Origin of the sequence: Pseudomonas sp. Irchel s3f10 (assembly GCF_900187515.1) — a bacterium.
Classification (GTDB): Bacteria; Pseudomonadota; Gammaproteobacteria; order Pseudomonadales; family Pseudomonadaceae; genus Aquipseudomonas; species Aquipseudomonas tensinigenes.
Genome location: NZ_FYDZ01000013.1, coordinates 144,473 through 169,600, shown reverse-complemented (window position 1 = coordinate 169,600; position 25,128 = coordinate 144,473). Strand labels below are relative to the sequence as shown.

Genomic DNA, 25,128 nt, shown 5'->3' with positions numbered 1-25,128 from the left:
GCACCCACAGACAAACCCGGAAGTGCCTATGACCTTTGAAGTCCCAGCCCATGGCGGCAAACCCGCCAGCCGCATTCGTCAGAAGAACGAAGAGACCATCCTCAAAGCCGCCGAAGACGAGTTCGCCCGTCACGGGTACAAAGGCACCAGCATGAACACCATCGCGCAGAATGCCGGGCTGCCCAAGGCGAACCTGCATTACTACTTCACCAACAAGCTTGGCTTGTACGTGGCGGTGCTGAGCAACATCATCGAGTTGTGGGACAGCACCTTCAACACACTCACGGCCGAAGACGATCCGGCCGAAGCGCTGACCCGCTATATCCGCGCCAAGATGGAATTCTCCCGTCGTCAGCCGCAGGCCTCGCGAATCTTTGCGATGGAAGTGATCAGCGGCGGCGAATGCCTGACGGAATATTTCAATCAGGATTACCGCGCCTGGTTCACTGGCCGTGCGGCGGTGTTTCAGGCGTGGATCGATGCGGGCAAAATGGACCCGGTCGATCCGGTGCATTTGATCTTCCTGTTGTGGGGCAGCACTCAGCATTACGCCGACTTCGCCACGCAGATCTGTCGCGTCAGCGGTCGCAGCAAGCTGACCAAGCAAGACATGGAAGACGCCGGCAACAACCTGATCCGCATCATTCTCAAAGGCTGCGGCCTCACTCCTCCTCTATAAGACGTTTATGCCTTTCACCCTCAGCGGTTTTTGCGAATACCGCGAAGAGATTCGCAAAAGCCGCTTTATCACCTTCGCCACGCCGATCGGCAGCCCTGCCGAGGCGCAGGCGTTCTTCGAGAAATACAGCGACTTGAATGCCTCGCACAATTGCTGGGCGTGGAAGCTCGGCGATCAATATCGCAGCAATGACGACGGCGAGCCGGGCGGCACGGCGGGTCGGCCGATTCTGGCGGCGATTGAAGCGCAGGATTGCGATCAGGTCGCGGTGTTGGTAATCCGTTGGTACGGCGGGATTCAACTCGGCACTGGCGGTTTGGCCCGGGCATATGGCGGTGGCGCGAACAAGTGCCTGCAAACGGCGGCCAAGGTCGAGTTGATCAGCCGGGTGCCGTTGAGTTGCGCTTGCGGGTTTGCCGAGTTGGCGTTGGTGAAGTTGCGCGTTGCCGATCTGGGTGGATTGGTAGTGGAGGAAAACTTCACGGCGAACGGGGTCGAGTTGAAGTTAGCGGTGGGTGAGGCGCAGATCGATGTCTTGCAAACCCAGCTAGCGGATTTGAGTCGTGGGCGGATTTTGTTGCAGCGGTGAAGCAGGATCAAAAGATCGCAGCGTTCCGCAGCTCCTACAGGGATCCGGGTTTGTCATGAATTTCGTTGGTGATACCGGTATCAGCGTTTTCGTGTAGGAGCTGCCGAAGGCTGCGATCTTTTAGGGCATCACCCTTTTCCGTTATTCCCCGGAGTTGCCCACATCTGCTGTGCACCCGACTGTGGATAACCTGAGTACATTCCGCTGTAACCCTTCTGTCACGTGGCTTTGCGCGGTTTGCTCACTTTTCGTTCAATTCAACCGACGAAACGAAAATTTCAAACAGAAACAGACAGTTAGCGTGGTTTATCACCATTAGAAGAAAGCACCGCAGTGCTTATGCCCGGGTTTGCGGCTTGCGCACAATAACTGTGGAACAACCTGTGGATAACCCGTTCATGGCTGGCGCAGTCGCAGGTCCCGCCTAGCCCACAGGGGTTTGCTCGTTTTTTGATCAGTTGTCAGCGGGCAAAACTGGAGCCCGATCAACGGCTTTGCTCTGAATTGGTGCCGTGAGACCAGCCCATTTTGAAGGCAATGCTCTGCCTCAGGTACTCGCACATGCGGCCCGCTCGCGTTCCTGACTCAATGGCCAGGAAATTGCTTTATCCACAGGCACAACTCCAAGCAAGTCGAGCCTGTCATGTCCATTGCTCCTGCAACCCCGCGCCTGCAACTGCGCCAGATCAGCAAACGTTATCCCGGTTGTCTGGCCAACGATGCCATCGACCTGAGCATCGCGCCCGGTGAAATTCACGCCCTGCTCGGTGAAAACGGTGCGGGCAAAAGTACCTTGATGAAGATTATCTACGGCGTCACCCAAGCCGATGCCGGGGAGATGCTCTGGCAAGGACAACGGATCAACATCCGTAATCCGGCCCAGGCGCGGCAGTTGGGCATCGGCATGGTGTTCCAGCATTTCTCGCTGTTCGAAACCCTCAGTGTGGCGCAGAACATTGCCCTGGCAATGGGCGCGGCGGCCGGAACGCCCAAACAACTGGAACCAAAAATTCGTGAAGTGTCGCGCCGTTACGGCATGGCGCTGGAACCCGAAAGAGTTGTCCACAGCCTGTCGATCGGTGAGCGCCAGCGCGTGGAAATCATTCGCTGCCTGATGCAGGACATTCGCCTGTTGATTCTCGACGAACCGACTTCGGTGCTGACGCCGCAAGAGGCCGAGGAATTGTTCATCACCCTGCGCCGCCTCGCTGCCGAAGGCTGCAGCATTCTGTTTATCAGCCACAAGCTTGGTGAAGTGCGTGCGTTGTGTCATAGCGCGACGGTTCTGCGCGGCGGGCGTGTCGCCGGACATTGCGTGCCTGCCGAATGTTCGGATCAGCAATTGGCGCAGATGATGGTGGGGGAAGCGGCGGCGTTGATTGGCGACTATCCGAAGGTCAGCGGCGGCGCGGCATTTTTGCGGGTGAGCGGATTGAGTTGGCATAACCCGGACCCGTTTGGTTGCTCTTTGGCGGACATTAATCTGCAAGTACGCAGCGGTGAAATCGTTGGCATCGCCGGGGTCGCGGGCAACGGTCAGGATGAATTGCTCGCCCTGCTCAGTGGTGAACAAACATTGCCTCGGGTCGAAGCGGCAACCATTCGCTTCGCTGAGCAACACGTCGCCGACTTACGTCCCGATGCACGACGCAAACTGGGTCTGGCATTCGTGCCTGCCGAGCGTCTCGGTCATGGCGCGGTGCCGGAATTGAGTCTGGCCGATAACGCTCTGCTTACCGCGTTCCAACAAGGCTTGGTCAGCCACGGTTTGATCGAACGCGGCAAAGTCGAAGCCCTCGCCCGACAGATCATTCAGCGCTTCGGCGTGAAAACCCCGGACACGCAAACCGCCGCGCGCAGTTTGTCCGGCGGCAATCTGCAGAAATTCATCCTTGGCCGGGAAATTCTCCAGCAACCGAAACTGCTGATCGCCGCGCACCCGACCTGGGGCGTCGACGTCGGTGCTGCCGCGACCATTCACCGCGCGCTGATCGCGTTGCGCGATGCCGGCGCGGCGATTCTGGTGATCTCCGAAGACCTCGACGAACTGTTCCAGATCAGCGACCGCCTCGGCGCGTTGTGCGGTGGACGTTTGTCGGCGCTGCACAACACCACCGATACCCAACTCAGCGACGTCGGCGGCTGGATGGCCGGCCAGTTCGACAACCCACCTTCTGCCGCCACGGTTTAACGGAGTTTTACTCATGCTGCTTTCCCTCGAACCCCGTGGCCAGCAATCGCGCCTGATGCTGTGGTGCTCGCCGTTACTGGCAGCGGCGCTGACGCTTGGCTGCGGCTCGCTGCTGTTTATCGCTCTTGGCCACGACCCGTTGCAAACCTTGCACACGCTGCTGATCGCGCCGGTCAGCGACTTGTATGGCGTCTCTGAATTACTGGTCAAAGCGCTACCGATTCTGCTTTGCGCGCTGGGCCTGGCAGTGGCGTATCAGGCGCGAATCTGGAACATCGGCGCCGAAGGTCAATTACTCCTCGGCGCCCTCGCAGGTAGTGCCTTGGCGGTGAACATCATCGGCATGCAAAGTCGTTGGGCGCTGGTATTTATTCTGCTCACTGGCACCCTCGCCGGCGCCGCTTGGGCGGGGCTGACCGCGTGGTTGCGCACACGCTTCAACGCCAACGAAATTCTCACCAGCATCATGCTCAATTACATCGCGCTGAACCTGCTGCTGTTCTGCGTGCACGGGCCGCTGAAGGATCCGGCCGGATTCAACTTTCCCGAGTCGGCGATGTTCGGTGACGCCAGCCGTTTGCCGCTGTTGATGGAGGATGGCCGCGTGCACGCCGGGGTGTATTTCGCCCTGCTCGCACTGGTCGCGGTGTGGGTGTTGTTGCAGAAAAGCTTTATCGGTTTCCAGATCAAAGTGCTTGGCCTGGACAAGCGTGCGGCGGGGTTTGTCGGCTTTCGCGAGAAACGTTTGATCTGGCTGGCGCTGTTGATCAGCGGCGGCTTGGCCGGGCTGGCGGGTGTCTGCGAAGTGACCGGGCCGATCGGCCAATTGGTGCCGCAGGTGTCGCCGGGGTATGGCTATGCGGCGATTACCGTGGCGTTTCTCGGGCGACTCAATCCAATCGGAATTCTGTTTTCGAGTTTGCTGATGGCGCTGCTGTACATCGGCGGCGAGAGCGCGCAAATGACGATGAACCTGCCGCAAGCGATCACCCAGTTGTTTCAGGGAATGATGCTGTTTTTCCTGCTCGCCAGTGACGTGCTGATCCTCTATCGGCCACGCCTGAACCTGCGCTGGGTGAAGCGCACCTCGACTACTGCCGTAACCGCCGGAGCGCTGTGATGGATATCGATCTGTTGAGCAATATTTTCTACGCCATGGTGCGTTGCGGCACGCCGCTGTTGCTGGTGGCACTGGGGGAGCTGATCTGCGAGAAGAGCGGCGTGCTCAATCTTGGGCAGGAAGGGATGATGCTGTTTGGCGCGGTGATCGGTTTTATCGTTGCGCTGAACAGCGGCAACTTGTGGCTTGGCGTGTTGTTGGCGATGCTGGCCGGGATGTTGCTGTCGTCGCTGTTTGCCTTGGTGGCACTGGTGTTCAACGCCAATCAGGTGGCGACCGGGTTGGCGCTGACGATTTTTGGTGTCGGGCTGTCGACGTTTGTCGGCGCGGCCTGGGTGGGTAAACCGCTGGCCGGTTTTGAGCCGTTGGCGATTCCTTATCTGAGTGAGATTCCGCTGATCGGGCGGATGCTGTTTGCCCAGGATCTGCTGGTGTATCTGTCGTTCGCGCTGTTTACGCTGGTGGCGTGGGTAATCATCAAAAGTCGTGTCGGGCTGATCATTCAAGCCGTGGGTGAGAATCCGGATGCGGCCAGTGCGATGGGGCTGCCGGTGTTGACCGTGCGCACGTTGGCAGTGCTGTTTGGCGGGGCGATGGCCGGGTTGGCCGGGGCTTATCTGTCGCTGGCGTACACACCGATGTGGGCGGAAAACATGACTGCCGGGCGTGGCTGGATTGCGTTGGCGCTGGTGGTGTTTGCCAGTTGGCGAGTGTGGCGGTTGTTGCTTGGGGCGTATCTGTTTGGCCTCGCCAGTATCCTGCACTTGGTGGCGCAGGGGTTGGGGCTGGCGATTCCGTCGAGTTTGCTGGCGATGTTGCCGTATGTCGCGACGATTGTGGTGTTGGTGTTGTTGTCGCGGGATGCGTTGCGGACGCGGTTGTATGCGCCGGTTTCGCTTGGGCAGCCTTGGCAGGCGGGGCATTAATGCGTTGACCTTGTTGGCCCTATCGCGAGCAGGCTCACTCCTACATTGGATCGGGTTCACAATTCCCTTGTAGGAGTGAGCCTGCTCGCGATGGCTTTTCAACAGGCAACACCTGAGCAATGCCCCACGCCAGTTCGAAAACCAGGAAAATCAGCAGGATCGAACTTGCGCCATGGGCCAAGGCATACCCCTGCCAAGCCGCAAACAAAAATCTGGCCACTGCGTCATACCTTCCATAAAGCGCCTGCGGATCACGAATCCGCAGCACCGCCCAAACACACACCACCGACCCCAACAGATTCGACATCAACATGTGCACAGGCTGAAACACCGGCAATTCTCCGGGTAAATCCAGCGCACTCAACAGCCCATGCACCAGCGCAAAACTCCACGGTGTGGCAAACGCCGCCGTGACGATCAGGTCATACCAGGCGCTGCCGCGCACCACGTTGCGATATTGCGTTGAAGTCCACATCATCCATGCTCCAGAAATTCAGGGAGCATCCACGGTAAAGCCTGGAGTATGCTCCAGGGTCAATAGCCCTTTTGAGACACGCCATGCGCATCGGTGAATTAGCCCAGGCCATTCGGCGAGATCGGCGACAGTGTCGCGGCGTTGTGGAACGCCCCCGATCCGGACAACGCCGTGGCGCAGTTGCTGCGCGATAAACTGCAATTGATTGAAAACCGCATGGGCGAACTCGACGTACTGCGGCAGGAGCTGCAACTTCGCCTCGGTCAGGCCTGTCCATTGAATCCATGATCCTCATTCATCAAGGAAGCCCCTCATGTCTGCAAAAAACGCACTGATCATCGGCGCCTCCCGGGGCCTGGGCCTCGGTCTGGTGAAAACCCTGCTGGCCGACGGCTGGCAAGTCACCGCCACCGTGCGCAACCCTGCCAATGCCGATGCGCTCCAAGCATTAGGCAAGGTGCGGATCGAGAAGCTCGACATGGACGATCAGCAAGCGGTGATCGCTTTGAGTCAGCAACTCAAGGGCGAAACATTTGATTTGCTGTTCGTCAACGCCGGGGTCAAAGGCCCGGCCGATCAGACCCCGGGCGGCGCTACATTGGCCGAAGTCGGTCAGTTGTTCTTCACCAACGCGGTGGCACCGATCATTCTGGCCCAGCGTTTTGTCGGGCAGATCCGTGACGGCAGCGGCGTGCTGGCGTTCATGAGCTCAGTGCTCGGCAGCGTGACCATGCCAGACGCGCCGGAACTGGCGTTGTACAAGGCGAGCAAGGCTGCGCTGAATTCGATGACCAACAGTTTTGTCACGCAACTGGGTGAGCAGAAGATGACAGTGCTGTCGCTGCATCCGGGTTGGGTGAAGACGGATATGGGTGGCGAAGGCGCGGATCTGGATGTGGAAACCAGCACCCGTGGGTTGGTTGATCAGGTGAATGCGTATACCGGCAAGGGCGGGCATCACTTCATCAACTACAAGGGTGAAACGATTCCTTGGTAACCCCACGAAACCCATTGTAGGAGTGAGCCTGCTCGCGATAGCGGTGTGTCATTCAGCAAAAGTGTTGCCTGATACACCGCTATCGCGAGCAGGCTCACTCCTACAAGGGACCGTGGTGAATGGTCGGGTTGGGCTTGCCCGCTGCAACAATTTGTTTGAAACTGCGCACCTCGTCCCCCGCGGCGACCCTGGATCAGCAGACAGGGCATCACTGAGCTGGCAACCCTGAACCCCATTTTCAGAGGAGCCGGCAACATGCCCGCGACCCGTACCTGGTTAAAAAACCCCCTCGCCATTTTCACTTCCAACGAGCTCGATGCCCGTGGCGGTCTTGTTGTGCAAGACGGTGTCATCGTCGAAGTACTGGCTGCCGGCCAACAGCCGTCGGCGCCGTGCAATGCAGTGTTCGATGCCCGCGAGCATGTGATCCTGCCGGGCCTGATCAACACTCACCATCATTTCTATCAAACCCTGACTCGCGCTTGGGCGCCGGTGGTCAATCAGCCGTTGTTCCCTTGGTTGAAAACCCTGTACCCGGTGTGGGCACGTCTGACACCCGAGAAACTTGCGCTCGCCACCAAAGTGGCTTTGGCTGAACTATTGCTGTCGGGCTGCACCACCGCTGCCGACCACCACTACCTGTTCCCGGACGGTCTGGAAAACGCCATCGACGTGCAAGTCGAAACCGTCCGTGAACTGGGCATGCGCGCCATGCTCACTCGCGGTTCGATGAGCCTCGGCGAGAAGGACGGCGGCCTGCCGCCGCAGCAGACCGTGCAGGAAGGCCAAGTGATTCTCGACGACAGTCAGCGCCTGATTCACGAGTACCACGAACGTGGCGACGGCGCGCAGATCCAGATCGCCCTGGCACCGTGCTCGCCGTTCTCGGTAACCCCGGAAATCATGTCGGCCAGCGCCGAATTGGCGAACAAGCTCGACGTGCGTCTGCACACGCATCTGGCCGAAACCCTCGATGAAGAAGATTTCTGCCTGCAGCGTTTCGGCCTGCGCACCGTCGATTATCTCGACAGCGTCGGCTGGCTCGGCCCGCGCACCTGGCTGGCCCACGGCATCCACTTCAACCCGGACGAGATCGCTCGCCTCGGCCAGGCGGGCACCGGTATTTGCCATTGCCCGAGCTCGAACATGCGCTTGGCTTCCGGCATCTGCCCGAGTATCGATCTGACTGACGCCGGTGCGCTGTTTGGTCTGGGCGTGGATGGTTCGGCGTCCAACGATGCCTCGAACATGATTCTCGAAGCGCGTCAGGCGTTGTACATCCAGCGTCTGCGTTATGGCGCCGAGAAGATTACGCCGGAGCGCGTTCTGGGCTGGGCGACCAAGGGGTCGGCGAGCTTGCTGGGCCGTACCGATATTGGTGAGATTGCCGTGGGCAAGCAGGCGGATCTGGCGTTGTTCAAGCTCGATGAGCTGCGTTTCTCCGGCAGCCACGATCCGATTTCGGCGCTGCTGTTGTGCGGCGCGGATCGTGCGGATCGGGTGATGATTGGCGGCAAGTGGCGTGTGGTGGATGGCCAGGTTGAAGGGCTGGATCTGAAAGGCCTGATCGCCGATCACAGCCAGGCGGCTCGCCAGTTGATCGCCGGCACCTGATCCGATCACCAATTCCTGTAGGAGTGAGCCTGCTCGCGATCGCGGTGTGTCAGTTGAGAAATCTGTTTCTGACACACCGCGATCGCGAGCAGGCTCACTCCTACACTTGTTTTGTGGTCGGCTTAGAGACCGAGCAGGGACAACATGATGAACGTCGCAAACAGCACGAAGTGGGTCATGCCTTCGATGGCATTGGTCTCGCCATCATTCAGGTTGATCGCGCTGACGATCAGCGTGATGAAGATCATCACCGTCTGCACCGGCGTCATCGCCATTTGAAACGGTTGGCCGGTGTACAACGCCATCGCCTCCATCACTGGCACGGTCAGAATCACCGTCGACAGTGACGCGCCCATCGCAATGTTCACCACCGACTGCATGCGGTTGGCCAACGCTGCACGCAACGCGGTCAAAATCTCCGGCGCCGCGGAAATCGCCGCGACCAGAATCGCCGTGATCACCGGCGGTGCGCCCGTGCCTTCCAGGCCCAGATCGAGGGTCTTCGACATCACTTCGGCCAATGCGCCGATCACCACAATGCCAAACACCAGAATGCCGATCGACAGGCCGATGCCCGGTGCTTTCGCCTGCGCGTCCTGCGGTTCTTTCTTGCGGCGTTTGTCCGGGTAGCTGTAGCTGAAAAAGTAACTGTGCGGGCCGACTTGCATGCGCAGAAACAACGCGTAAAGCACCACCATCGCACCGATGGTGAACGCCGAATAAATCTTCCAGTTCGCCTCGGGAATAAACTCCGGTACCACCATCGACACGCCCATGGCGGTGAGGATCATCACGCTGTAGCTGCGCGCGGAATCGTCGTTGTACGACTGTTCGCCGTGCTTGATCCCGCCCATTAGCGCGGCGAGGCCGAGGATGCCGTTGATGTCGAGCATCACGGCGGAATAAATCGTGTCGCGCACCAGTGTGGGCGACGCTTCGTTGCTCATCATGATTGCCAGAATCACCACTTCGACCAGCACGGCCGCGAGCGTGAGGATCATCGTGCCGTAAGGGTCACCGACCTTTTCGGCGAGCAATTCGGCGTGATGGGCGACACGCATCGAGGCGGCGACGATGAAAGCGATCAGCACCAGGCCGGCAGTCAGCGCGACGATCTGGCCGCTGTGCAGCATCCAGTGTTCCAACGGATAGGCGACGCACGCGGCGATGACGGCCAGGAGCAGAAAGCTTTCTTGCTTGAGGAGGGTGAGCATGGACGGGCCTTTTACCGAAGAGTGCGAATGAGCTACTGACTGCGGGGCGGCGCTAACGTTTCGTTACACCTTAGCGCACCAAGCGATGGCAGGGCTTTTGGCAGTTGCACTTTTATTGGCCTTGAGGGCGCTATCGCGAGCAGGCTCACTCCTACAGTTGACCGCATTCCCCTGTAGGAGTGAGCCTGCTCGCGATGGCCGTTACGCGGTTTCGGATTGTTTGTTGTCCTGTTGGTCAGCAATTTGCATTGGCCCTGACCACACACAACAAAATGGAGCTCCAATTCATGCAAATACGTCCGCTGCACAAACTGCTGTGCGCCGCCCTCTGTCTGGGGATCAGTCTGAGCGCCAGCGCTGCCGATCCGCTGAAGGTCGGTTTCGTTTACATCGGCCCGATCGGTGACCATGGCTGGACGTATCAGCATGAGCAGGGGCGCAAGGCACTCGCGGAGAAGTTCGGCAATCAGATCACCACCAACTACGTCGAGAACGTCGCCGAAGGTGCCGACGCCGAGCGAGTGATCCGCAACATGGCCAAGGACAAGTACGACCTGATCTTCACCACCTCTTTCGGCTACATGAATCCCACTGTCAAAGTCGCCAAGCAGTTTCCCAAGGTGACCTTCGAACACGCCACCGGCTACAAGCAAGACAAGAACCTCGGCACCTATCTGGCGCGCACTTACGAGGGTCGCTACGTCGGCGGTTTCCTCGCAGCGAAGATGACCAAGACCAAAAAGATCGGTTACGTCGCTTCGTTCCCGATCCCCGAGGTGATCCGCGATATCAACTCGATTCAACTGGCCTTGAACAAGTACAACCCGGGCACCGAGATTAAAGTGGTGTGGGTCAACTCGTGGTTCGATCCGGGCAAGGAAGCCGATGCCGCCAACGCGCTGATCGATCAAGGCGTCGACGTGGTGTTCCAGCACACCGATAGCCCGGCGCCGATTCAAGCCGCCGAACGTCGCGGCGTATACGCGGTGGGTTACGCCTCGGACATGGCGCACTTCGGGCCGAAAGCCGTGCTGACCTCGATCGTCAACGACTGGGCGCCGCACTATATTCAAGCGACGCAAAGCGTGATCGATCACACCTGGAAATCCCAGGATTACTGGGGTGGACTGAAGGAAGGTACGGTTGAGTTGCCGATCAGCGATCTGGTGCCGGCGCCAGTGAAAGCCGAGGCCGAGCAGATCATTGCCGACATCAAGAGTGGCACGCTGCAACCGTTCACCGGGCCGATCAAGGATCAGGCCGGGGTCGAGAAAATCCCGGCGGGTGTGAGTGCGACCACGGCGGAACTGGCGTCGATGAACTATTACGTTGAAGGCATGAAGGCTGAGATGCCGAAGTAATCCCCCTGACCCCGATCGTTCCCACGCTCTGCGTGGGAATGCCGCCCGGGACGCTCCGCGTCCCTGCCAAAAGCGGACGCAGAGCGTCCATTGAGGCGTTCCCACGCGGAGCGTGGGAACGATCTCCCGTACTTTCAAGGATTGTGTATGGATCAGCTTCCGATCATCGACATCAGCCCGCTCTATTCCGCCGACGAAAACGCCTGGCCCGCCGTGGCCGAGCAAATCGACCACGCCTGCCGCGAATGGGGTTTCTTCTACATCAAGGGCCACCCGATTTCGGCGCAACGCATCGACGCGGTGCTCGATCAGACTCAGCGTTTTTTTGCCCTGCCCGCCGCAGAAAAACTCAAGATCGACATCACCCAGACCCGCCACCATCGCGGCTACGGCGCCATCGCCACCGAGCAACTCGACCCGAGCAAACCCAGCGACCTCAAAGAAACCTTCGACATGGGCCTGCACCTCCCAGCCAATCATCCTGACGTGCTCGCAGAAAAACCGCTGCGCGGGCCGAACCGTCATCCGGCGCAAACCGGATGGGCTGAGTTGATGGAGCAGCATTACCTCGACATGCAGGCCCTCGCGCAAACCCTGCTGCGTGCGATGACTATCGCCCTCGACATCGAACGCGACTTCTTCGACAGCCGCTTCGTCGACCCGGTCAGCGTGCTGCGCATGATCCATTACCCACCGCGCCACACTGCCAGTTCGGCCGAGCAACAAGGCGCCGGCGCGCATACCGATTACGGCTGCATCACCCTGCTCTATCAGGACAGCGCCGGCGGTCTGCAAGTGAAGAACGTCAAAGGCGAATGGATCGACGCGCCACCGATCGACGGCACTTTCGTGGTCAACCTCGGCGACATGATGGCGCGCTGGAGCAACGACCGTTATCGCTCGACCCCGCACCGGGTGATCAGCCCGCTCGGCGTGGATCGCTACTCGATGCCGTTCTTTGCCGAGCCACACCCGGACACGCGCATCGAATGCCTGCCCGGCTGTCAGGACGCACAGCATCCAGCGAAATATCCGACCACCACCTGCGCCGAATTCCTGCTGTCGCGCTTCGCCGATACCTACGCTTATCGCCGTGAGCAGGAAGCCGTGTGATGGATCGCTTGGTCAGGTTTTGCCAATTGTTTCGGCGAGCATCTGTAGAATGCCGCCATTGCACCTGATGAGAAAAGAATATGTACGACTGGCTCAACGCCTTGCCCAAGGCTGAACTGCACCTGCATCTGGAAGGCTCGCTGGAGCCTGAGCTGCTGTTCGCCCTGGCCGAACGCAACAAGATCGCCCTGCCGTGGAACGACGTGGAAACCCTGCGCAAGGCATACGCCTTCAACAACCTGCAGGAATTCCTCGACCTGTATTACCAGGGCGCGGACGTGTTGCGCACCTCGCAGGATTTCTACGACCTGACCTGGGCTTACCTGCTGCGCTGCAAAGCACAGAACGTGATTCACACCGAACCGTTCTTCGACCCGCAGACCCACACCGACCGCGGCATCCCGTTCGAAGTGGTGCTCAACGGCATCGCCGCGGCATTGAAGGATGGCGAGCAGCAACTGGGCATCACCAGCGGTTTGATCCTCAGCTTCCTGCGCCACTTGAGCGAAGAAGAAGCCGAGAAAACCCTCGATCAAGCGCTGCCGTTCCGTGACGCGTTTGTCGCGGTCGGTCTCGACAGCTCCGAGATGGGTCACCCGCCGAGCAAGTTCCAGCGCGTATTCGACCGTGCCCGCCACGAAGGCTTCCTGACCGTTGCCCACGCCGGCGAAGAAGGCCCGCCGGAGTACATCTGGGAAGCCATCGACCTGCTGAAAATCCAGCGCATCGACCATGGCGTACGCGCTATCGAAGACGAGCGTTTGATGCAGCGGATCATCGACGAACAGATCCCGCTGACCGTGTGCCCGTTGTCGAACACCAAGCTTTGCGTGTTCGATCACATGTCGCAGCACAACATTCTCGACATGCTCGAGCGTGGCGTGAAGGTCACGGTGAACTCCGATGACCCGGCGTACTTTGGTGGTTATGTGACCGAGAACTTCCATGCGCTGTACGAGCACTTGGGCATGACCCAGGATCAGGCCAAGCGCCTGGCGCAAAACAGCCTGGATGCGCGACTGGTAAAACCCTAAGCAACACCGCAAAACCCTTGTAGGAGTGAGCCTGCTCGCGATAGCGGAGTGTCAGCTAAAAAATCTATGTCTGACACTCCGCTATCGCGAGCAGGCTCACTCCTACATTGGATCGGTGTTAGCCGATGGATTGGGTTTCAGTCAGCTCTTCCAGGGTTTTCCCCCGCGTCTCCATCCCGAACAGCCACACCACCCCCGCCGCTATCGCGAAACACGCAGCGCCCAGCGCGAACACCCCGCCCTGCCCGGTAATCGGGAACACCAGCCCGGTCACCAACGGCCCGAGCAGCGAACCCACGCGGCCAATTGCCGAGGCAAACCCAGAGCCTGTCGCCCGCGCCGACGTCGGATACAGCTCCGGCGTGTAGGTGTAGAGCACCGCCCACATGCCGAACAGGAAAAACTGCATCAACAGTCCGGTGCCGATCAGCAGCGTAACGTTACCGCCGAACACTGCGCTCTGGCCGTAGAGAAACGCCATCACCCCACCACCGAGCAAGGTGACGATGCACACCGGTTTACGCCCCCAGCGCTCGACCAGCCACGCCGCCATCAAGAACCCGGGAATCCCGCCCAGGGATATCAGCACGGTGTAATACACCGACTGCGTCACGGCGAAACCCGACTGTTGCAGCAATGCACTCAACCACGACGTCAGCCCATAAAAGCCGAGCAGCGCGAAGAACCACAGGCTCCAGATCATCGTCGTGCGCTGGCGATACTGCGGCGACCAGATCTGTTTGAGCGCCGCAAAGAAATCGCCCGGCGGCGTCACGGTGCGCGGCAAGCGCAGCGGTTCCGGCAACGCGGCACCACCGAGTGACGAACGTACCCGCGCCTCTATGCCGTTCAAGACCTTGTCTGCCGCTTCAAGCTTTCCAGCCTGTTCCAGCCAGCGCGGTGACTCGGGAATGAAAAAGCGAATCGCTAGCACAAACACCGCCGGCACCGCCAACACCAGAAAGATGTCGCGCCAGCCAATCAGCGGCAACAGGAAGTAAGACAGTACGCCGGCCGCAACGAACCCCAGCGGCCAGAAGCCATCCATCAACGCGATATAGCGCCCGCGGCGTTGCGCTGGAATCAGCTCGGACAACATCGACTGGGCGATGGGAAACTCCATGCCCATGCCAATCCCCAACAGGATGCGGAACAGCGTCAGCATCTCGACCGTTTGCGCCGTCGAGCACAGATAGCTGGCCACGCCCCACAGCACGATGCTCCACTGAAACACCGGTTTGCGCCCGAAGCGATCGGCGAGCATGCCGGACAGCGAAGCCCCCAGCACCATGCCGAAAAAGCTCGAACTGGCGAGCAGTCCAGAGTGCGCACTGCTCAAGCCGAACTCGGCTTTGATCGAGCCGAGCAGGAACGTCATCATCGCCAGATCCATGGAGTCGAAGAAAAACGCCAGAGCGATGATGATAAAAATGATCCGGTGATAACCGCTGATCGGCAGTCGTTCCAAGCGTTCTGCCGCACTGTAGCCTTGATTATCCATACCGCGTCCCCCATCCGAAATGTCCCCGGATCGAGTGTGCGCGATCACGCCTGGGCGTTCGTGCTGGATGCGACCTGTTCGCAGCCGTAGACGACGCCAGCCGGCATGCCGCCGTGGCAGGTAATGATCAAGCGGCTCTGCTAGGCCATCTCCAGCTCGGTTTCCTTGGCAAATCGATGCAGTTCACGCTGCCCGGTCGCCGTCAGTTGCAGCGCTCTTGAGTCATTGGGCAGGGTCAGCCAGCCGGATTGCATGAACAACTGCAGCAACGCGGCGCCGAGGGTACCGCCCATGTGCGGACGACGTTCGCTCCAGTCCGGGCAGGCACAGGCGACCTGAACATTGCGATGGGCCAGCGCCTGAATGAACACTCCCCGCCCTGCCAGTTGTTTTGCACCCTTGAGGGTCACCACCACGCGCTGTTCAAGCTGTTCGATCCAGCCGGCGTCGAGCAATCGCTGATACAGGTCGGCCGCCAGCGTGCCCCCCAGATGATCGTCGCAAAAGCGTGCGCGCAACAGCGAAGACGGTGCCGCCTGAGGCTTGGCCATAGGGGTGCTGCGTTTGAAAACCTCGGCGACTTCGCGCGGGGCACTGGCGATGGTGGCGCTGGCCAGCGCCTCTATCGCCGCGCCCACCTCCGGTGCCGAGAGGCGGAAAAACCGTTTGCGCCCACGGACTTCGACCTTCAACAGACCACCAGAGGCCAGCCGTGCCAGATGCGCACTGGCCGACGACGGCGACAGACCTGCCAGTAACGCAAGCTCCTCGGTCTGCCGGGCCGAGCCATCCATCAGCGCCCACATCATCGCGCTGCGCTTGGGGTCGGCCAGCAACGTGGCGATCTGGCTGATGCAAGGTGCATGTTCCATGTATTCACTCCCTGTGGAATCGTATCGTCTACTGCTCGCAGACATCTTGACCAGTAATGGGTCGGCGGCCAAGACGCGAAAATCGCTCTGAGCCGGGGCAAGGCAGGCCATTGACATAACATCTTCCGGCGCAGAAACCATCTTCGCTGAACAATCCTGAACCAGACAGGAGCAGCACAGTGCGAAGGCGTTCGGGCCGGGTTAAGGTACTTGCATGAGGCGGGCGCTAGTATAAGCGGGATGCAGGCCGCGTCCCGTGCCGCAGCCTGCACGGGTGGTGATTGTTCCTGACAGAAATTTCTCTATTTAGCTGCGACTAATGATCAACTTTCGAGAAAACGGGAAATTGGCTACTCAAATAAGCGCATCGGCTGGCGAGCATTTCCCTTAACAGGTTCACCGGCTTACTCAATTGTGCGCGATGGGCGCACAACAGATTCAGCGGAGCGCGTTCGCACAGCAGCTCCGGCAGCAGCACTTTGAGGCGGCCGGCGAGCACATCGGCGCCCACGTCGAGCCAGGATTTGTAGGCTATTCCCGCTCCAGCCAACGCCCATAGACGCACAACGTCGGCGTCATCACTGAAACGGTCACCACTGACGGTCAGACTGACCTCGCGTTTGCCGTCGTGAAAACTCCAATGGTCGTGAACCCGACTGCCGAGCATGTACAACAGGCAATTGTGCTGCGCCAGTTGTTCGAGCTGACGCGGTTCGCCGTGTCGCGCCAGGTACGCAGGCGATGCGCACAGCACACGACGGTTGTGCGGGGCGATGGGCAAGGCGACAAGGCTCGAGTCTTCCGGCTCGCCGTAGCGCAAGGCGATGTCCACGGGCTGGCGGAACAGGTCGGCGATGCGATCGCCGAGCAACAGACGTACGGTCAGCTTCGGGTGCTCGCGCTGGAACTCGTCGAGCCACGGCAGCAACAGGTTACGGCCGAAGTCCGAAGGCGCCGACAACTGCAAAATACCGCTGACCTGATCCTGCCCGCTGGCCAGCAAGCGCCGGCCTTCATCGAGATGGCTCAGCGCTGCCCGCGCGTATTCGAGAAAGCCTTCGCCCTCGGCTGTCAGGCGCAAGCTGCGGGTCGATCGCGCCAGCAAGCGCGCGCCCAATTGCTGCTCGATCCGTTTCAACGCCGCACTCGCCACGGCCGCAGACATGTCCATCACCCGCGCAGCCGCCGACAGACTGCCCAGATCCGCCGCCCGGACAAACAACTGCAAGTCGTCAAAACGCAGCATGCTCAGCCTCGATTATCAAAAAAATATTGAAAGAGACTGCTCTTTTAGCCGGTTTTATCTCGCAGAGAAATAGCCAATCATCTCTCCATCGCATTCATCCCGCTTCTCTGGAGCCGAGCATGTCCCAGCCATTCACCGCTATCGCCACCCTGATTGCCAAACCCGGCCAGCAGGATCTTCTCGAACAAGGCCTGCGCGCACTGGTTGAACCGAGCCGCGCCGAGGACGGTTGCAGCCAGTACGACTTGCACCGCGACCTCGCCGACCCGCAGGTTTTTTATGTGATTGAACACTGGGCCAGCGAAGCGATTCTTGAGGCGCACAACGCCAGCGCGCACTTCCAGCATTTCCAGGCAACGGCTGGCCACGCCATCGAACACTTTCAGCTCAAGCGCCTCGGCGCGATTGCCTGACCCCTTCTTCTATTAACTGTACGGAGCCATTCATGAAAGCCATCGCCTATTACGCTTCCCTGCCGATCAGCGACGCCAAATCCCTGCAAGACATCGAACTGCCAGAACCGGTCGCCGGCCCGCGCGACCTGCTGGTGGAAGTCAAAGCCATCTCGGTCAACCCGGTCGACACCAAAGTGCGGCAGAACGTGGCGCCGGAAAACGGCGCGGCGAAAGTGCTGGGCTGGGACGTTGCCGGCGTGGTCAAGGCTGTCGGTAGCGAAGTGACGCTGTTCAAGGCTGGCGACAAGGTTTTCTACGCCGGCTCCATTGCCCGTGCCGGCGGCAACAGTGAACTGCACGTGGTCGATGAGCGTATCGTCGGCCATATGCCGAAATCCCTCGGTTTCGCCGAAGCCGCCGCCCTGCCGCTGACTGCGATAACCGCGTGGGAATTGCTCTTCGAACGTCTGCAGATCCGTGAAGGCAAAACCCATGAAGACCAGCGCCTGTTGATCGTCGGTGCCGCCGGCGGGGTTGGCTCGATCCTGACGCAATTGGCCAGGCAACTGACCGGTCTGAAGGTGATCGGCACTGCGTCCCGCGAGCAGACCCGCGACTGGGTCAAAGAACTGGGCGCCGACCTGGTCATCGATCACAGCCAGCCGCTGAGCGAAGAACTCAAGCGTGCCGGGATCGACAGCGTGTCTCATGTTGCCAGCCTGACCCAGACCGATCAGCACCTCGATCAATTGGTCGAAGCCTTGGCACCGCAAGGCAAACTGGCACTGATCGACGATCCGAAGTCGCTGGACATCAGCAAACTCAAGCGCAAGAGCCTGTCGCTGCACTGGGAGTTCATGTACACCCGCTCGCTGTTCGAAACGCCGGACATGATCGAGCAGCACAAACTGCTCAATCGCGTGGCTGAGCTGATTGATGCCGGGACCTTGAAGACCACAGTGGGCGAGCATTTCGGCACGATCAATGCGGCGAACCTGCGCCGCGCCCATGAGTTGCTGGAAAGTGGCAAAGCCAAGGGGAAAATTGTTTTAGAAGGTTTCTAAGATCAAAAGATCGCAGCCTTCGGCAGCTCCTACAGGGGCTGCCGGAGGTTTTTTGCCGTCAGTCCGATGCTTGACCGTTGTCACAATTGCGATCGTATTCAGGTCTACAATCGAAGCCTCTGCGATACATCTTTTACGCAAGGGAGGTCAGCAATGAAGATCCTGATAAAAGAAGTGGCAAAGTCTCAATGGCAGGTTCGTCTGGACCAACACGCCGTGACATTCCGCAGTGAAGCCGAAGCATTGGCCTTCACCCGCACCCTCGAAGCGCGCCTTTGCGCACCCCATCAGATTCCCGACCGCAGCCAGCAGCGCGCCGCCGGCTGAGGCCATTTATGCCTCGGCCTGAGCTTGCGCCAGTGCCCGGGCGTTCTGCAGACGGCGGGTGATTAGCGCCACGCACACCACCAGCAAACCGCACACGCTGATGACTATTGCCATCGGCACGGCGGTGCCGTCGTGCAACACCCCTACCAGCGCCGAAGCCCCGGCGGCGACGCTGAATTGCATGCAGCCGAGCAGTGCCGAAGCACTGCCGGCGCGTGCGCCCTGACCGTTCATCGCGCAGGCGGCGGCGTTCGGGCTGATGCAGCCCAGGCTCGACACGCAGATGAACAGTGGAATCAGCAGCGGCCACAAGGATTCGGTGTGCATTGCGCTGACCGCGAGCAACGCCAGCCCCGCGCCGAAGTAAACCCACACCGCCCGCGACAGCAGGAACGCCGGGCCGCGCTTGGCCAACATCCGCGCGTTGACCTGCGCCACCAGAATGAACCCCGCCGCGTTGGTGCCGAACAACCAGCCGAAATGCTCGGCCGGGACGCCATACAACTTGATGAAGATAAACGGCGAACCGGCGATGTAGGCGAACATCCCGGCGATGGCGATGCCACCGGTCAGGGCGTGACCGAGGTAAACCTGGTCCTTGAGCAAGCGCCCGTACTGGCGCAGGGCGCCGGACAACGGCTGGCGCGGCATGTGCGCCGGCATACTTTCCGGCAGCCCCAGCGCCACGGCCAAACCGGCCAGCGCGCTGAACCCGGTCAGCACGAGGAAGATCGACTGCCAGCCTGTGGTGTTGACCAGCAGACCGCCGAGCATCGGCGCCAGAATTGGCGCCAAGCCCATCACCAGCATCAATTGCGAGAAGACTTTCGCCGAGCCCACCGCGTCGCACTTGTCGCTGACCACGGCCCGGGAAATCACCATCCCCGCGCAGCCGCCCAGTGCCTGGACGAAACGTGCGCCGATCAGCCATTCCAGGTTTGGCGCATAAGCGCAGGCCAGTGATGCCAACGTGAACAGCGTGAGGCCGACCAGCAATGGAATGCGTCGGCCAAAACGATCCGCCACCGGGCCGTAAGCGAGTTGGCCGATGGACAACCCGGCGAAATACGCCGCCAGCGTCATCTGCACGTGTTTCTCGTCGGTGCCGAACGCCAGCGCCATCGAGGGAAATGCAGGTAAATAGAAGTCGATCGCCAAGGGCCCGAAGGCGGTCAAGGCACCGAGAATCAGAATGGTACGGAAGTTCATCAGGCATCCAGGTTGGCAAGTCGGCAGCCCGACAGTCTAGCCGCGCCCGAACGCCTTGAACATTCCGATAGCTCGCTAACAATTAAAAAAGCCAGGATCAAAAGATCGCAGCCTGCGGCAGCTCCTACTTTGGAATGCGTCCCCTTGTAGGAGCTGCCGCAGGCTGCGATCTTTTGCTTCTAGGCGAGTTTCACTGCGTAGCCTTCTTCGCTGATGACCTCGATCACCTGCTCGGCGCTCAGCGCGCTTTCCACGCCGACCTCTTTCGCAGCCAGATCAACCCGCACACTGGCCGCCGGATCCTTGGCCTGCACAGCGTTGGTGATGGCTTTGACGCAGTGACCGCAGGACATGCCTTGAACGTTGAACACTTGCATGGAATGACTCCTTTGAGTGAGGTTGCCGGCAGTTTCGAGCTTGCCACGATGGCAAGGTCAAGTTCTTCAATAAACTGCCGGGCTGGCAATCGGCGTCGCGCTCGGCCAAGCTGCGTGCATCAATGACTTAAATTCAGGAGATTCAGCCATGCGCTGGTCAGCTTTCAGCCTGTTTGGCTTGCTCAGCCTTTTTGCCGCCGTTCCTCAAGTACAAGCTGCCGGCGAGGACTATGCGGTGCTGATCATTTCCCGCGAGCGTCTGGAAGTGTCGACTTCCTGCGAGATCGGCGTGTACATCCAGGATCAGCTCTCGGCGCGGCTGCTGCAAGAGCAGAGCATTTCTTTCAACTTGCCGCCGGGCACTGTTTCGCTGCGCTTGAAGTTGCTGCCGGGACAAGTCGCCGGTTGCAACCCGGGGATGCTCGCGCCGGGTTCGAAGGAGATCAAATTGCATGCCGGTGATGTGCTGAAGTATCGCTTGGCGATGAATTCCGAAGGCGTCTACTTGAAGCCTGCGGCTCTCGAATACTGAGTCGCTAGCCAAAAGATCGCAGCCTTCGGCAGCTCCTACAGGGACTGCATTCCAATGTAGGAGCTGCCGAAGGCTGCGATCTTTTGCTTTTGAGATTGGCGCTTGACCTTGCCCGCATGGCAAGGTTGATCCTTGTAGGCATCTACTACAGGGAGTACGACCGATGTCCGATTCCATCACTTTCGACCTGCCGATTGCCGGCATGACCTGCGCCAGTTGCGCCGGCCGTGTCGAGCGGGCATTGAGCAAAGTCAGCGGTGCCAGTGCCGTCAGCGTCAACCTCGCCACCGAGCAGGCCCGCGTGCAGGCGCCGGGTGACAGCCTGCCGGCCTTGATGGCGGCGGTTGAGCGCGCTGGTTACAGCGTGCCGCAGCAGATTATCGAATTGAATATCGAAGGAATGACGTGCGCCTCGTGCGTCGGTCGCGTCGAGCGTGCCCTGAATAAAGTCGCCGGGGTGAAAAGCGTCAGCGTCAATCTCGCCAACGAACGCGCGCATCTGGAATTGCTCGGTCAGGTCAACTCACAAACCCTGCTCGACGCCGTGAACAAGGCCGGCTACTCGGCCAGCGTCTGGCAAGCCGAACACCCACAAAACGATAACCAACAACAGCGCCTGAAACATGAACGCTGGGCGCTGATCTGCGCGATCGCCCTCGCCCTGCCGCTGGTGGCGCCGATGTTGCTGCAACCGTTCGGCATCCACTGGATGCTCCCGGCCTGGGCGCAATTCGCCCTCGCCACGCCGGTGCAATTCATCTTTGGTGCACGTTTCTATGTCGCCGCGTGGAAAGCGGTGCGCGCCGGCGCCGGCAATATGGACTTGCTGGTCGCCCTCGGCACCAGCGCCGGTTATGGCCTGAGTCTTTACGAATGGGCCACCGCCGCCGGGCGTATGCCGCATCTGTATTTCGAAGCATCGGCGGTGGTCATCGCTTTGGTGCTGCTCGGCAAATATCTGGAAAGCCGCGCCAAACGTCAGACCGCCAGCGCCATCCGCGCCCTCGAGGCGTTACGCCCGGAGCGGGCGATTCAAGTGATCGACGGCCGCGAGCAGGATGTCGCCATCAGCGCGTTGCGCCTGAACGATCTGGTGTTGGTCAAACCCGGCGAACGTTTTCCGGTCGATGGCGAAGTCATCGAAGGCCAGAGTCATGCCGACGAAGCACTGATCAGCGGCGAAAGCCTGCCGGTGCCGAAACAACCGGGGGATAAGGTCACGGGCGGCGCGATCAACGGTGAAGGCCGTTTGCTGGTGCGCACCCAGGCGCTCGGTGCGGAAACCGTGCTGGCGCGGATCATTCGTCTGGTCGAGGACGCTCAGGCCGCCAAGGCGCCGATCCAGAAACTGGTGGATAAGGTCAGCCAGATCTTCGTGCCAACCGTGTTGCTGATCGCGTTGGCGACACTGATCGGCTGGTGGCTCTACGGCGCACCACTGGAGACTGCACTGATCAATGCCGTAGCCGTTCTGGTCATCGCTTGCCCGTGTGCACTGGGTCTTGCCACGCCGACGGCGATCATGGCTGGCACCGGTGTAGCGGCGCGCCACGGCATTCTGATCAAGGACGCCGAAGCCCTGGAACGCGCCCATGAAGTCAGCAGCGTGGTGTTCGACAAGACCGGCACACTGACCTCTGGCACGCCGCGTATCGCCCATTTCAGTGCAGTGGATGGCAATGAAGACGCGCTGCTGAAACTGGCCGGCGCACTGCAACGCGGCAGTGAACATCCCCTCGCCAAAGCAGTGCTGGATGCGGCGGCCGAACGTCGTCTGAATGTGCCGGATGTCAGCGACAGTCAATCGCTGACCGGTCGCGGCATTGCCGGCAATCTCGATGGACGACGTCTGGCGCTGGGCAATCGGCGGATGCTTGAGGAAAGTGGTTTGAGCGCCGGCAACCTGAGCGAATCTGCCCAGGCATGGGAGGCCGAGGGCCGCACGCTGTCGTGGTTGATCGAGCAAAGCCCTGAACCGCAAGTGCTCGGTTTGTTCGCCTTCGGTGACACCCTGAAACCCGGCGCACTAGAAGCGGTGCAACAACTTGCCGCCCGGGATATCCACAGCCACCTGCTGACCGGCGACAACCGCGGCAGCGCTCGTGTGGTCGCCGAAGCGCTGGGCATCCGCAATGTCCACGCCGAAGTGCTGCCAGCGGACAAAGCCGCCACCATCAGCGAGCTGAAAAAAACCGGCGTGGTCGCCATGGTCGGCGACGGCATCAACGACGCCCCGGCCCTCGCCGCAGCCGACATCGGCATCGCCATGGGCGGCGGCACCGACGTGGCCATGCACGCGGCGGGCATCACCCTGATGCGCGGCGATCCACGGCTAGTACCGGCGGCGCTGGAAATCAGCCGCAAGACCTACGCGAAGATCCGCCAGAACCTGTTCTGGGCCTTCGTCTACAACTTGATCGGCATTCCGCTGGCGGCGTTCGGCTTCCTTAATCCGGTACTAGCCGGTGCAGCCATGGCGCTGTCGAGCGTCAGCGTGGTGAGCAATGCGCTACTGTTGAAAACCTGGAAACCCAAGGACTTGGAGGAGCACCGATGAACATCGGTCAAGCAGCCAAACACAGTGGGCTGAGCGCGAAAATGATCCGCTATTACGAGTCGATCGGCCTGCTCAAAGCGGCGCATCGCACCGACAGCGGTTATCGGGTCTATGGCGACGATGACCTACACACGCTGGCATTCATCAAGCGTTCGCGGGACCTGGGTTTTTCCCTGGAGGAAGTCGGCAAACTGCTGACCCTCTGGCAGGATCGCCAACGGGCCAGCGCCGATGTGAAGGCCTTGGCCCGCCAGCACATCGACGAGTTGAATCAGAAGATCCGCGAACTCGGCGAGTTGCGCGACACCCTGCAAGACCTCGTCGAGCACTGCAACGGCGACCACCGCCCCGACTGCCCGATTCTCAAGGAGCTGGCGTCGGGCTGCTGCGCGCAACCCGCCCGCGCTTGAGCGCCAACAGCTTTATCGTGAGCAATGTGCCGAGGGGAATGCCGTGGAACAGCATGACCACGGCACCCGGCGTCCACCACCCGTAGAACGGCGCGGCGATGAGCATGCCGATGCCGAACCCGGTCATCTGCAGCAAGGTCAGCACGCTGAAAATCGGCAGGCGCAAGCGCTCGGGCTCACGTTGCAGACGCGACATCAGCCCGACTTCGGAGAAGCCATCACCCAAACCCGCCGGTAAGGAAAACAGCAACAGTCCGTAGAGGCTGTGTTGCTGGAACATCAGGATAAAGCCACAGGACATCAGCGCCACGCCGAAGAAAAACCGCCGTTCGAGGTGGATGTTGTCCGAGCCTTTGAGACGGCTGGCGATTCGCGCGCCGAGCAGTTTGCCGCTGGCCCACACCGCGAGCATCAGGCCCAGCGTGGTGCTCGCCGACTCAGGTGTCAGCAGTCTGGAAATAATCGGAAAGCCGACGTTGTGCGCGGCGCTGCCCAAGGTGTCGGCCATCGACACCGCGAGCATCGCGGCAATCACCGGCGCAGAACGCAGGCCTTGCCTGAGCGCGGTCCATTCGCCGCGATCAGGTTCGTCGTTGACGGTCGCCGATTCGAACCGCAGCGGCACAATCAATAATGCTGCCAGCAGGTAAGTCAGCGCATTCAGGGCGAACACCGTTTCAAACCCAAACCCCGCGACCAGCAGACCCGAAACCAGGCTGCCGCCAACCATCGCGGCGGATGAGGCCGAGGTGATCCACGCGTTGGCCTTGAGCAACTGATCGGCGTGGATCAAACGCGGCAACTGGCTGTTGAGGCCGATGGCGAACATCGAATTGCCCAGGCCCAGACCGAAGGCGATCACCGGCAACAGCAAGGCCTGCTGGTTGACGGGCACGATCAACAACAAGCCCAGCACGCTGGCGCGCAGCAGGTCGAACGCGATCAGCGGTGCGCGGCCGCTGCAACGGCGGTAAAACGCGGTACCGATCAGGCTGGCAAAAATTCCTCCGCCCACGCGGCTGGCGAGAAAGATCCCGACGCTCATGGCGCTGTTGCTCAGCAGATAGACGTAGGTGGCCAGCGCAACCATGTTGAGGAAGGCGCCGAAGTCGGAGATCAGGCGTGCAGTGACGATCAGGTGGGTGTTGCGCGGGGTGGTCACATTCAGTCCTTGAGTGTGGTTGGAGCGGTGGACAGTAGACGCGAAATTGCGTTGATCCGAAAGTGGCCCTCACCCTAACCCTCTCCCGGGGGGAGAGGGGACTGATTGGGGGATGCTGTAGAGATACGCCGACCTGAAATTTCTTTACCGAATCCAGACAGGT

24 protein-coding genes and 1 pseudogene are annotated in these 25,128 nt (G+C 60.3%); 17 read left to right on the top strand and 8 right to left on the bottom strand.

Features of this window, described 5'->3' with window-relative positions; translation table 11 throughout:
• Nucleotides 1–28: 28 nt before the first annotated feature.
• The 5 genes from CKW17_RS23620 to CKW17_RS23600 all read left to right on the top strand — a co-directional run bounded on the left by CKW17_RS23620 (nucleotide 29) and on the right by CKW17_RS23600 (nucleotide 5,505).
• Nucleotides 29–679, top strand: coding sequence for a TetR/AcrR family transcriptional regulator (locus CKW17_RS23620; protein ID WP_016987357.1), 651 nt, complete (start codon nucleotides 29–31; stop codon nucleotides 677–679).
• 7 nt (nucleotides 680–686) lie between these two features.
• Nucleotides 687–1,268 carry a YigZ family protein gene (locus CKW17_RS23615; RefSeq protein ID WP_095122042.1) on the top strand — a complete coding sequence of 194 codons (582 nt, stop codon included), beginning with the start codon at nucleotides 687–689 and terminating at the stop codon, nucleotides 1,266–1,268.
• Between the two features lie 643 nt (nucleotides 1,269–1,911).
• Nucleotides 1,912–3,459 (top strand): ABC transporter ATP-binding protein, encoded by a 1,548-nt coding sequence (locus CKW17_RS23610; RefSeq protein WP_095122040.1) that lies wholly within the window; start codon nucleotides 1,912–1,914, stop codon nucleotides 3,457–3,459.
• 13 nt (nucleotides 3,460–3,472) lie between these two features.
• Complete coding sequence (locus tag CKW17_RS23605) at nucleotides 3,473–4,579, top strand: ABC transporter permease (RefSeq protein ID WP_095122038.1); 1,107 nt, start codon at nucleotides 3,473–3,475, stop codon at nucleotides 4,577–4,579.
• Nucleotides 4,579–5,505 (top strand): ABC transporter permease, encoded by a 927-nt coding sequence (locus CKW17_RS23600; RefSeq protein ID WP_095122036.1) that lies wholly within the window; start codon nucleotides 4,579–4,581, stop codon nucleotides 5,503–5,505. The genes CKW17_RS23605 and CKW17_RS23600 overlap by 1 nt, the downstream gene beginning before the upstream one ends.
• A 40-nt stretch (nucleotides 5,506–5,545) precedes the next feature.
• Here the strand turns inward: CKW17_RS23600 and CKW17_RS23595 are convergent, their stop codons facing one another.
• On the bottom strand, nucleotides 5,546–5,980 hold the full coding sequence (locus CKW17_RS23595; RefSeq protein ID WP_095122049.1) for a hypothetical protein: 435 nt from the start codon (nucleotides 5,978–5,980) through the stop codon (nucleotides 5,546–5,548).
• Between the two features lie 114 nt (nucleotides 5,981–6,094).
• Between CKW17_RS23595 and CKW17_RS23590 the strand changes: the two are divergent.
• The 3 genes and pseudogenes from CKW17_RS23590 to CKW17_RS23580 form a co-directional block, all read left to right on the top strand.
• Nucleotides 6,095–6,268: pseudogene (locus CKW17_RS23590) on the top strand (MerR family transcriptional regulator); the annotation flags it as partial.
• Nucleotides 6,269–6,293: 25 nt separating this feature from the next.
• Nucleotides 6,294–6,977 carry an SDR family oxidoreductase gene (locus CKW17_RS23585; protein ID WP_095122034.1) on the top strand — a complete coding sequence of 228 codons (684 nt, stop codon included), beginning with the start codon at nucleotides 6,294–6,296 and terminating at the stop codon, nucleotides 6,975–6,977.
• Nucleotides 6,978–7,232: 255 nt separating this feature from the next.
• Nucleotides 7,233–8,591 carry an 8-oxoguanine deaminase gene (locus tag CKW17_RS23580; RefSeq protein WP_095122032.1) on the top strand — a complete coding sequence of 453 codons (1,359 nt, stop codon included), beginning with the start codon at nucleotides 7,233–7,235 and terminating at the stop codon, nucleotides 8,589–8,591.
• 122 nt (nucleotides 8,592–8,713) lie between these two features.
• Here the strand turns inward: CKW17_RS23580 and CKW17_RS23575 are convergent, their stop codons facing one another.
• Nucleotides 8,714–9,805 carry a calcium:proton antiporter gene (locus tag CKW17_RS23575; RefSeq protein WP_095122030.1) on the bottom strand — a complete coding sequence of 364 codons (1,092 nt, stop codon included), beginning with the start codon at nucleotides 9,803–9,805 and terminating at the stop codon, nucleotides 8,714–8,716.
• Between the two features lie 287 nt (nucleotides 9,806–10,092).
• Here CKW17_RS23575 and CKW17_RS23570 point away from each other — a divergent pair, with 287 nt between their 5' ends.
• The 3 genes from CKW17_RS23570 to CKW17_RS23560 all read left to right on the top strand — a co-directional run bounded on the left by CKW17_RS23570 (nucleotide 10,093) and on the right by CKW17_RS23560 (nucleotide 13,313).
• Nucleotides 10,093–11,166, top strand: coding sequence for a BMP family ABC transporter substrate-binding protein (locus tag CKW17_RS23570; RefSeq protein WP_095122028.1), 1,074 nt, complete (start codon nucleotides 10,093–10,095; stop codon nucleotides 11,164–11,166).
• 147 nt (nucleotides 11,167–11,313) lie between these two features.
• Nucleotides 11,314–12,279 (top strand): 2-oxoglutarate and iron-dependent oxygenase domain-containing protein, encoded by a 966-nt coding sequence (locus tag CKW17_RS23565; RefSeq protein WP_095122026.1) that lies wholly within the window; start codon nucleotides 11,314–11,316, stop codon nucleotides 12,277–12,279.
• 80 nt (nucleotides 12,280–12,359) lie between these two features.
• Nucleotides 12,360–13,313 carry an adenosine deaminase gene (locus CKW17_RS23560; RefSeq protein ID WP_042557518.1) on the top strand — a complete coding sequence of 318 codons (954 nt, stop codon included), beginning with the start codon at nucleotides 12,360–12,362 and terminating at the stop codon, nucleotides 13,311–13,313.
• A gap of 118 nt (nucleotides 13,314–13,431) precedes the next feature.
• Here CKW17_RS23560 and CKW17_RS23555 read toward each other — a convergent pair whose 3' ends face one another.
• From CKW17_RS23555 to CKW17_RS23545, 3 genes are all read right to left on the bottom strand, one after another.
• Entirely contained in the window at nucleotides 13,432–14,814 is a 1,383-nt protein-coding gene (locus tag CKW17_RS23555; RefSeq protein ID WP_095122024.1) for an MFS transporter, read from the bottom strand.
• Between the two features lie 140 nt (nucleotides 14,815–14,954).
• On the bottom strand, nucleotides 14,955–15,686 hold the full coding sequence (locus tag CKW17_RS23550) for a helix-turn-helix transcriptional regulator (RefSeq protein WP_095122022.1): 732 nt from the start codon (nucleotides 15,684–15,686) through the stop codon (nucleotides 14,955–14,957).
• Nucleotides 15,687–16,002: 316 nt separating this feature from the next.
• Nucleotides 16,003–16,932, bottom strand: coding sequence for a LysR family transcriptional regulator (locus CKW17_RS23545; RefSeq protein ID WP_016987370.1), 930 nt, complete (start codon nucleotides 16,930–16,932; stop codon nucleotides 16,003–16,005).
• A gap of 119 nt (nucleotides 16,933–17,051) precedes the next feature.
• On the opposite strand from CKW17_RS23545, the gene CKW17_RS23540 reads away from it, so the two are divergent.
• The 3 genes from CKW17_RS23540 to CKW17_RS30430 all read left to right on the top strand — a co-directional run bounded on the left by CKW17_RS23540 (nucleotide 17,052) and on the right by CKW17_RS30430 (nucleotide 18,718).
• Entirely contained in the window at nucleotides 17,052–17,345 is a 294-nt protein-coding gene (locus CKW17_RS23540) for a putative quinol monooxygenase (protein ID WP_095122020.1), read from the top strand.
• A gap of 32 nt (nucleotides 17,346–17,377) precedes the next feature.
• The gene (locus CKW17_RS23535; RefSeq protein ID WP_095122018.1) at nucleotides 17,378–18,391 is read left to right on the top strand and encodes a zinc-binding alcohol dehydrogenase family protein; all 1,014 of its coding nucleotides are present in this window, start codon (nucleotides 17,378–17,380) and stop codon (nucleotides 18,389–18,391) included.
• Between the two features lie 153 nt (nucleotides 18,392–18,544).
• Entirely contained in the window at nucleotides 18,545–18,718 is a 174-nt protein-coding gene (locus CKW17_RS30430) for a hypothetical protein (RefSeq protein WP_007914687.1), read from the top strand.
• A 6-nt stretch (nucleotides 18,719–18,724) separates the two neighbouring features.
• Here CKW17_RS30430 and CKW17_RS23530 read toward each other — a convergent pair whose 3' ends face one another.
• Together CKW17_RS23530 and CKW17_RS23525 are read right to left on the bottom strand one after the other, a co-directional pair.
• Nucleotides 18,725–19,927: a multidrug effflux MFS transporter gene (locus CKW17_RS23530; RefSeq protein ID WP_095122016.1), complete on the bottom strand. Its 1,203-nt coding sequence runs from the start codon at nucleotides 19,925–19,927 to the stop codon at nucleotides 18,725–18,727.
• 179 nt (nucleotides 19,928–20,106) lie between these two features.
• A complete protein-coding gene (locus tag CKW17_RS23525; protein WP_025111719.1) occupies nucleotides 20,107–20,304 on the bottom strand; it encodes a cation transporter in 198 nt (65 codons plus the stop codon).
• A 148-nt stretch (nucleotides 20,305–20,452) separates the two neighbouring features.
• Between CKW17_RS23525 and CKW17_RS23520 the strand changes: the two genes are divergently transcribed.
• From CKW17_RS23520 to cueR, 3 genes are all read left to right on the top strand, one after another.
• The gene (locus CKW17_RS23520; protein WP_095122014.1) at nucleotides 20,453–20,836 is read left to right on the top strand and encodes a hypothetical protein; all 384 of its coding nucleotides are present in this window, start codon (nucleotides 20,453–20,455) and stop codon (nucleotides 20,834–20,836) included.
• A gap of 163 nt (nucleotides 20,837–20,999) precedes the next feature.
• Nucleotides 21,000–23,393 (top strand): copper resistance metal-translocating P1-type ATPase CueA, encoded by a 2,394-nt coding sequence (gene cueA / locus CKW17_RS23515; protein WP_095122010.1) that lies wholly within the window; start codon nucleotides 21,000–21,002, stop codon nucleotides 23,391–23,393.
• Nucleotides 23,390–23,803, top strand: a complete 414-nt coding sequence (gene cueR / locus CKW17_RS23510; RefSeq protein ID WP_095122009.1) for a Cu(I)-responsive transcriptional regulator — start codon at nucleotides 23,390–23,392, stop codon at nucleotides 23,801–23,803. Before cueA ends, cueR begins: the two co-directional genes overlap by 4 nt.
• On the opposite strand, the gene CKW17_RS23505 is transcribed toward cueR, so the two are convergent.
• Nucleotides 23,757–24,965: an MFS transporter gene (locus CKW17_RS23505; RefSeq protein WP_095122007.1), complete on the bottom strand. Its 1,209-nt coding sequence runs from the start codon at nucleotides 24,963–24,965 to the stop codon at nucleotides 23,757–23,759. The genes cueR and CKW17_RS23505 overlap by 47 nt on opposite strands.
• Nucleotides 24,966–25,128: the final 163 nt, after the last annotated feature.

Bases quoted from the DNA above. Each gene is read 5' to 3' on its own strand.
- CKW17_RS23620 (WP_016987357.1), top strand. From the start codon at position 29: ATGACCTTTGAAGTCCCAGCCCATGGCGGCAAACCCGCCAGCCGCATT.
- CKW17_RS23615 (WP_095122042.1), top strand. From the start codon at position 687: ATGCCTTTCACCCTCAGCGGTTTTTGCGAATACCGCGAAGAGATTCGC.
- CKW17_RS23610 (WP_095122040.1), top strand. From the start codon at position 1,912: ATGTCCATTGCTCCTGCAACCCCGCGCCTGCAACTGCGCCAGATCAGC.
- CKW17_RS23605 (WP_095122038.1), top strand. From the start codon at position 3,473: ATGCTGCTTTCCCTCGAACCCCGTGGCCAGCAATCGCGCCTGATGCTG.
- CKW17_RS23600 (WP_095122036.1), top strand. From the start codon at position 4,579: ATGGATATCGATCTGTTGAGCAATATTTTCTACGCCATGGTGCGTTGC.
- CKW17_RS23595 (WP_095122049.1), bottom strand. From the start codon at position 5,980: ATGTGGACTTCAACGCAATATCGCAACGTGGTGCGCGGCAGCGCCTGG.
- CKW17_RS23585 (WP_095122034.1), top strand. From the start codon at position 6,294: ATGTCTGCAAAAAACGCACTGATCATCGGCGCCTCCCGGGGCCTGGGC.
- CKW17_RS23580 (WP_095122032.1), top strand. From the start codon at position 7,233: ATGCCCGCGACCCGTACCTGGTTAAAAAACCCCCTCGCCATTTTCACT.
- CKW17_RS23575 (WP_095122030.1), bottom strand. From the start codon at position 9,805: ATGCTCACCCTCCTCAAGCAAGAAAGCTTTCTGCTCCTGGCCGTCATC.
- CKW17_RS23570 (WP_095122028.1), top strand. From the start codon at position 10,093: ATGCAAATACGTCCGCTGCACAAACTGCTGTGCGCCGCCCTCTGTCTG.
- CKW17_RS23565 (WP_095122026.1), top strand. From the start codon at position 11,314: ATGGATCAGCTTCCGATCATCGACATCAGCCCGCTCTATTCCGCCGAC.
- CKW17_RS23560 (WP_042557518.1), top strand. From the start codon at position 12,360: ATGTACGACTGGCTCAACGCCTTGCCCAAGGCTGAACTGCACCTGCAT.
- CKW17_RS23555 (WP_095122024.1), bottom strand. From the start codon at position 14,814: ATGGATAATCAAGGCTACAGTGCGGCAGAACGCTTGGAACGACTGCCG.
- CKW17_RS23550 (WP_095122022.1), bottom strand. From the start codon at position 15,686: ATGGAACATGCACCTTGCATCAGCCAGATCGCCACGTTGCTGGCCGAC.
- CKW17_RS23545 (WP_016987370.1), bottom strand. From the start codon at position 16,932: ATGCTGCGTTTTGACGACTTGCAGTTGTTTGTCCGGGCGGCGGATCTG.
- CKW17_RS23540 (WP_095122020.1), top strand. From the start codon at position 17,052: ATGTCCCAGCCATTCACCGCTATCGCCACCCTGATTGCCAAACCCGGC.
- CKW17_RS23535 (WP_095122018.1), top strand. From the start codon at position 17,378: ATGAAAGCCATCGCCTATTACGCTTCCCTGCCGATCAGCGACGCCAAA.
- CKW17_RS30430 (WP_007914687.1), top strand. From the start codon at position 18,545: ATGAAGATCCTGATAAAAGAAGTGGCAAAGTCTCAATGGCAGGTTCGT.
- CKW17_RS23530 (WP_095122016.1), bottom strand. From the start codon at position 19,927: ATGAACTTCCGTACCATTCTGATTCTCGGTGCCTTGACCGCCTTCGGG.
- CKW17_RS23525 (WP_025111719.1), bottom strand. From the start codon at position 20,304: ATGCAAGTGTTCAACGTTCAAGGCATGTCCTGCGGTCACTGCGTCAAA.
- CKW17_RS23520 (WP_095122014.1), top strand. From the start codon at position 20,453: ATGCGCTGGTCAGCTTTCAGCCTGTTTGGCTTGCTCAGCCTTTTTGCC.
- cueA (WP_095122010.1), top strand. From the start codon at position 21,000: ATGTCCGATTCCATCACTTTCGACCTGCCGATTGCCGGCATGACCTGC.
- cueR (WP_095122009.1), top strand. From the start codon at position 23,390: ATGAACATCGGTCAAGCAGCCAAACACAGTGGGCTGAGCGCGAAAATG.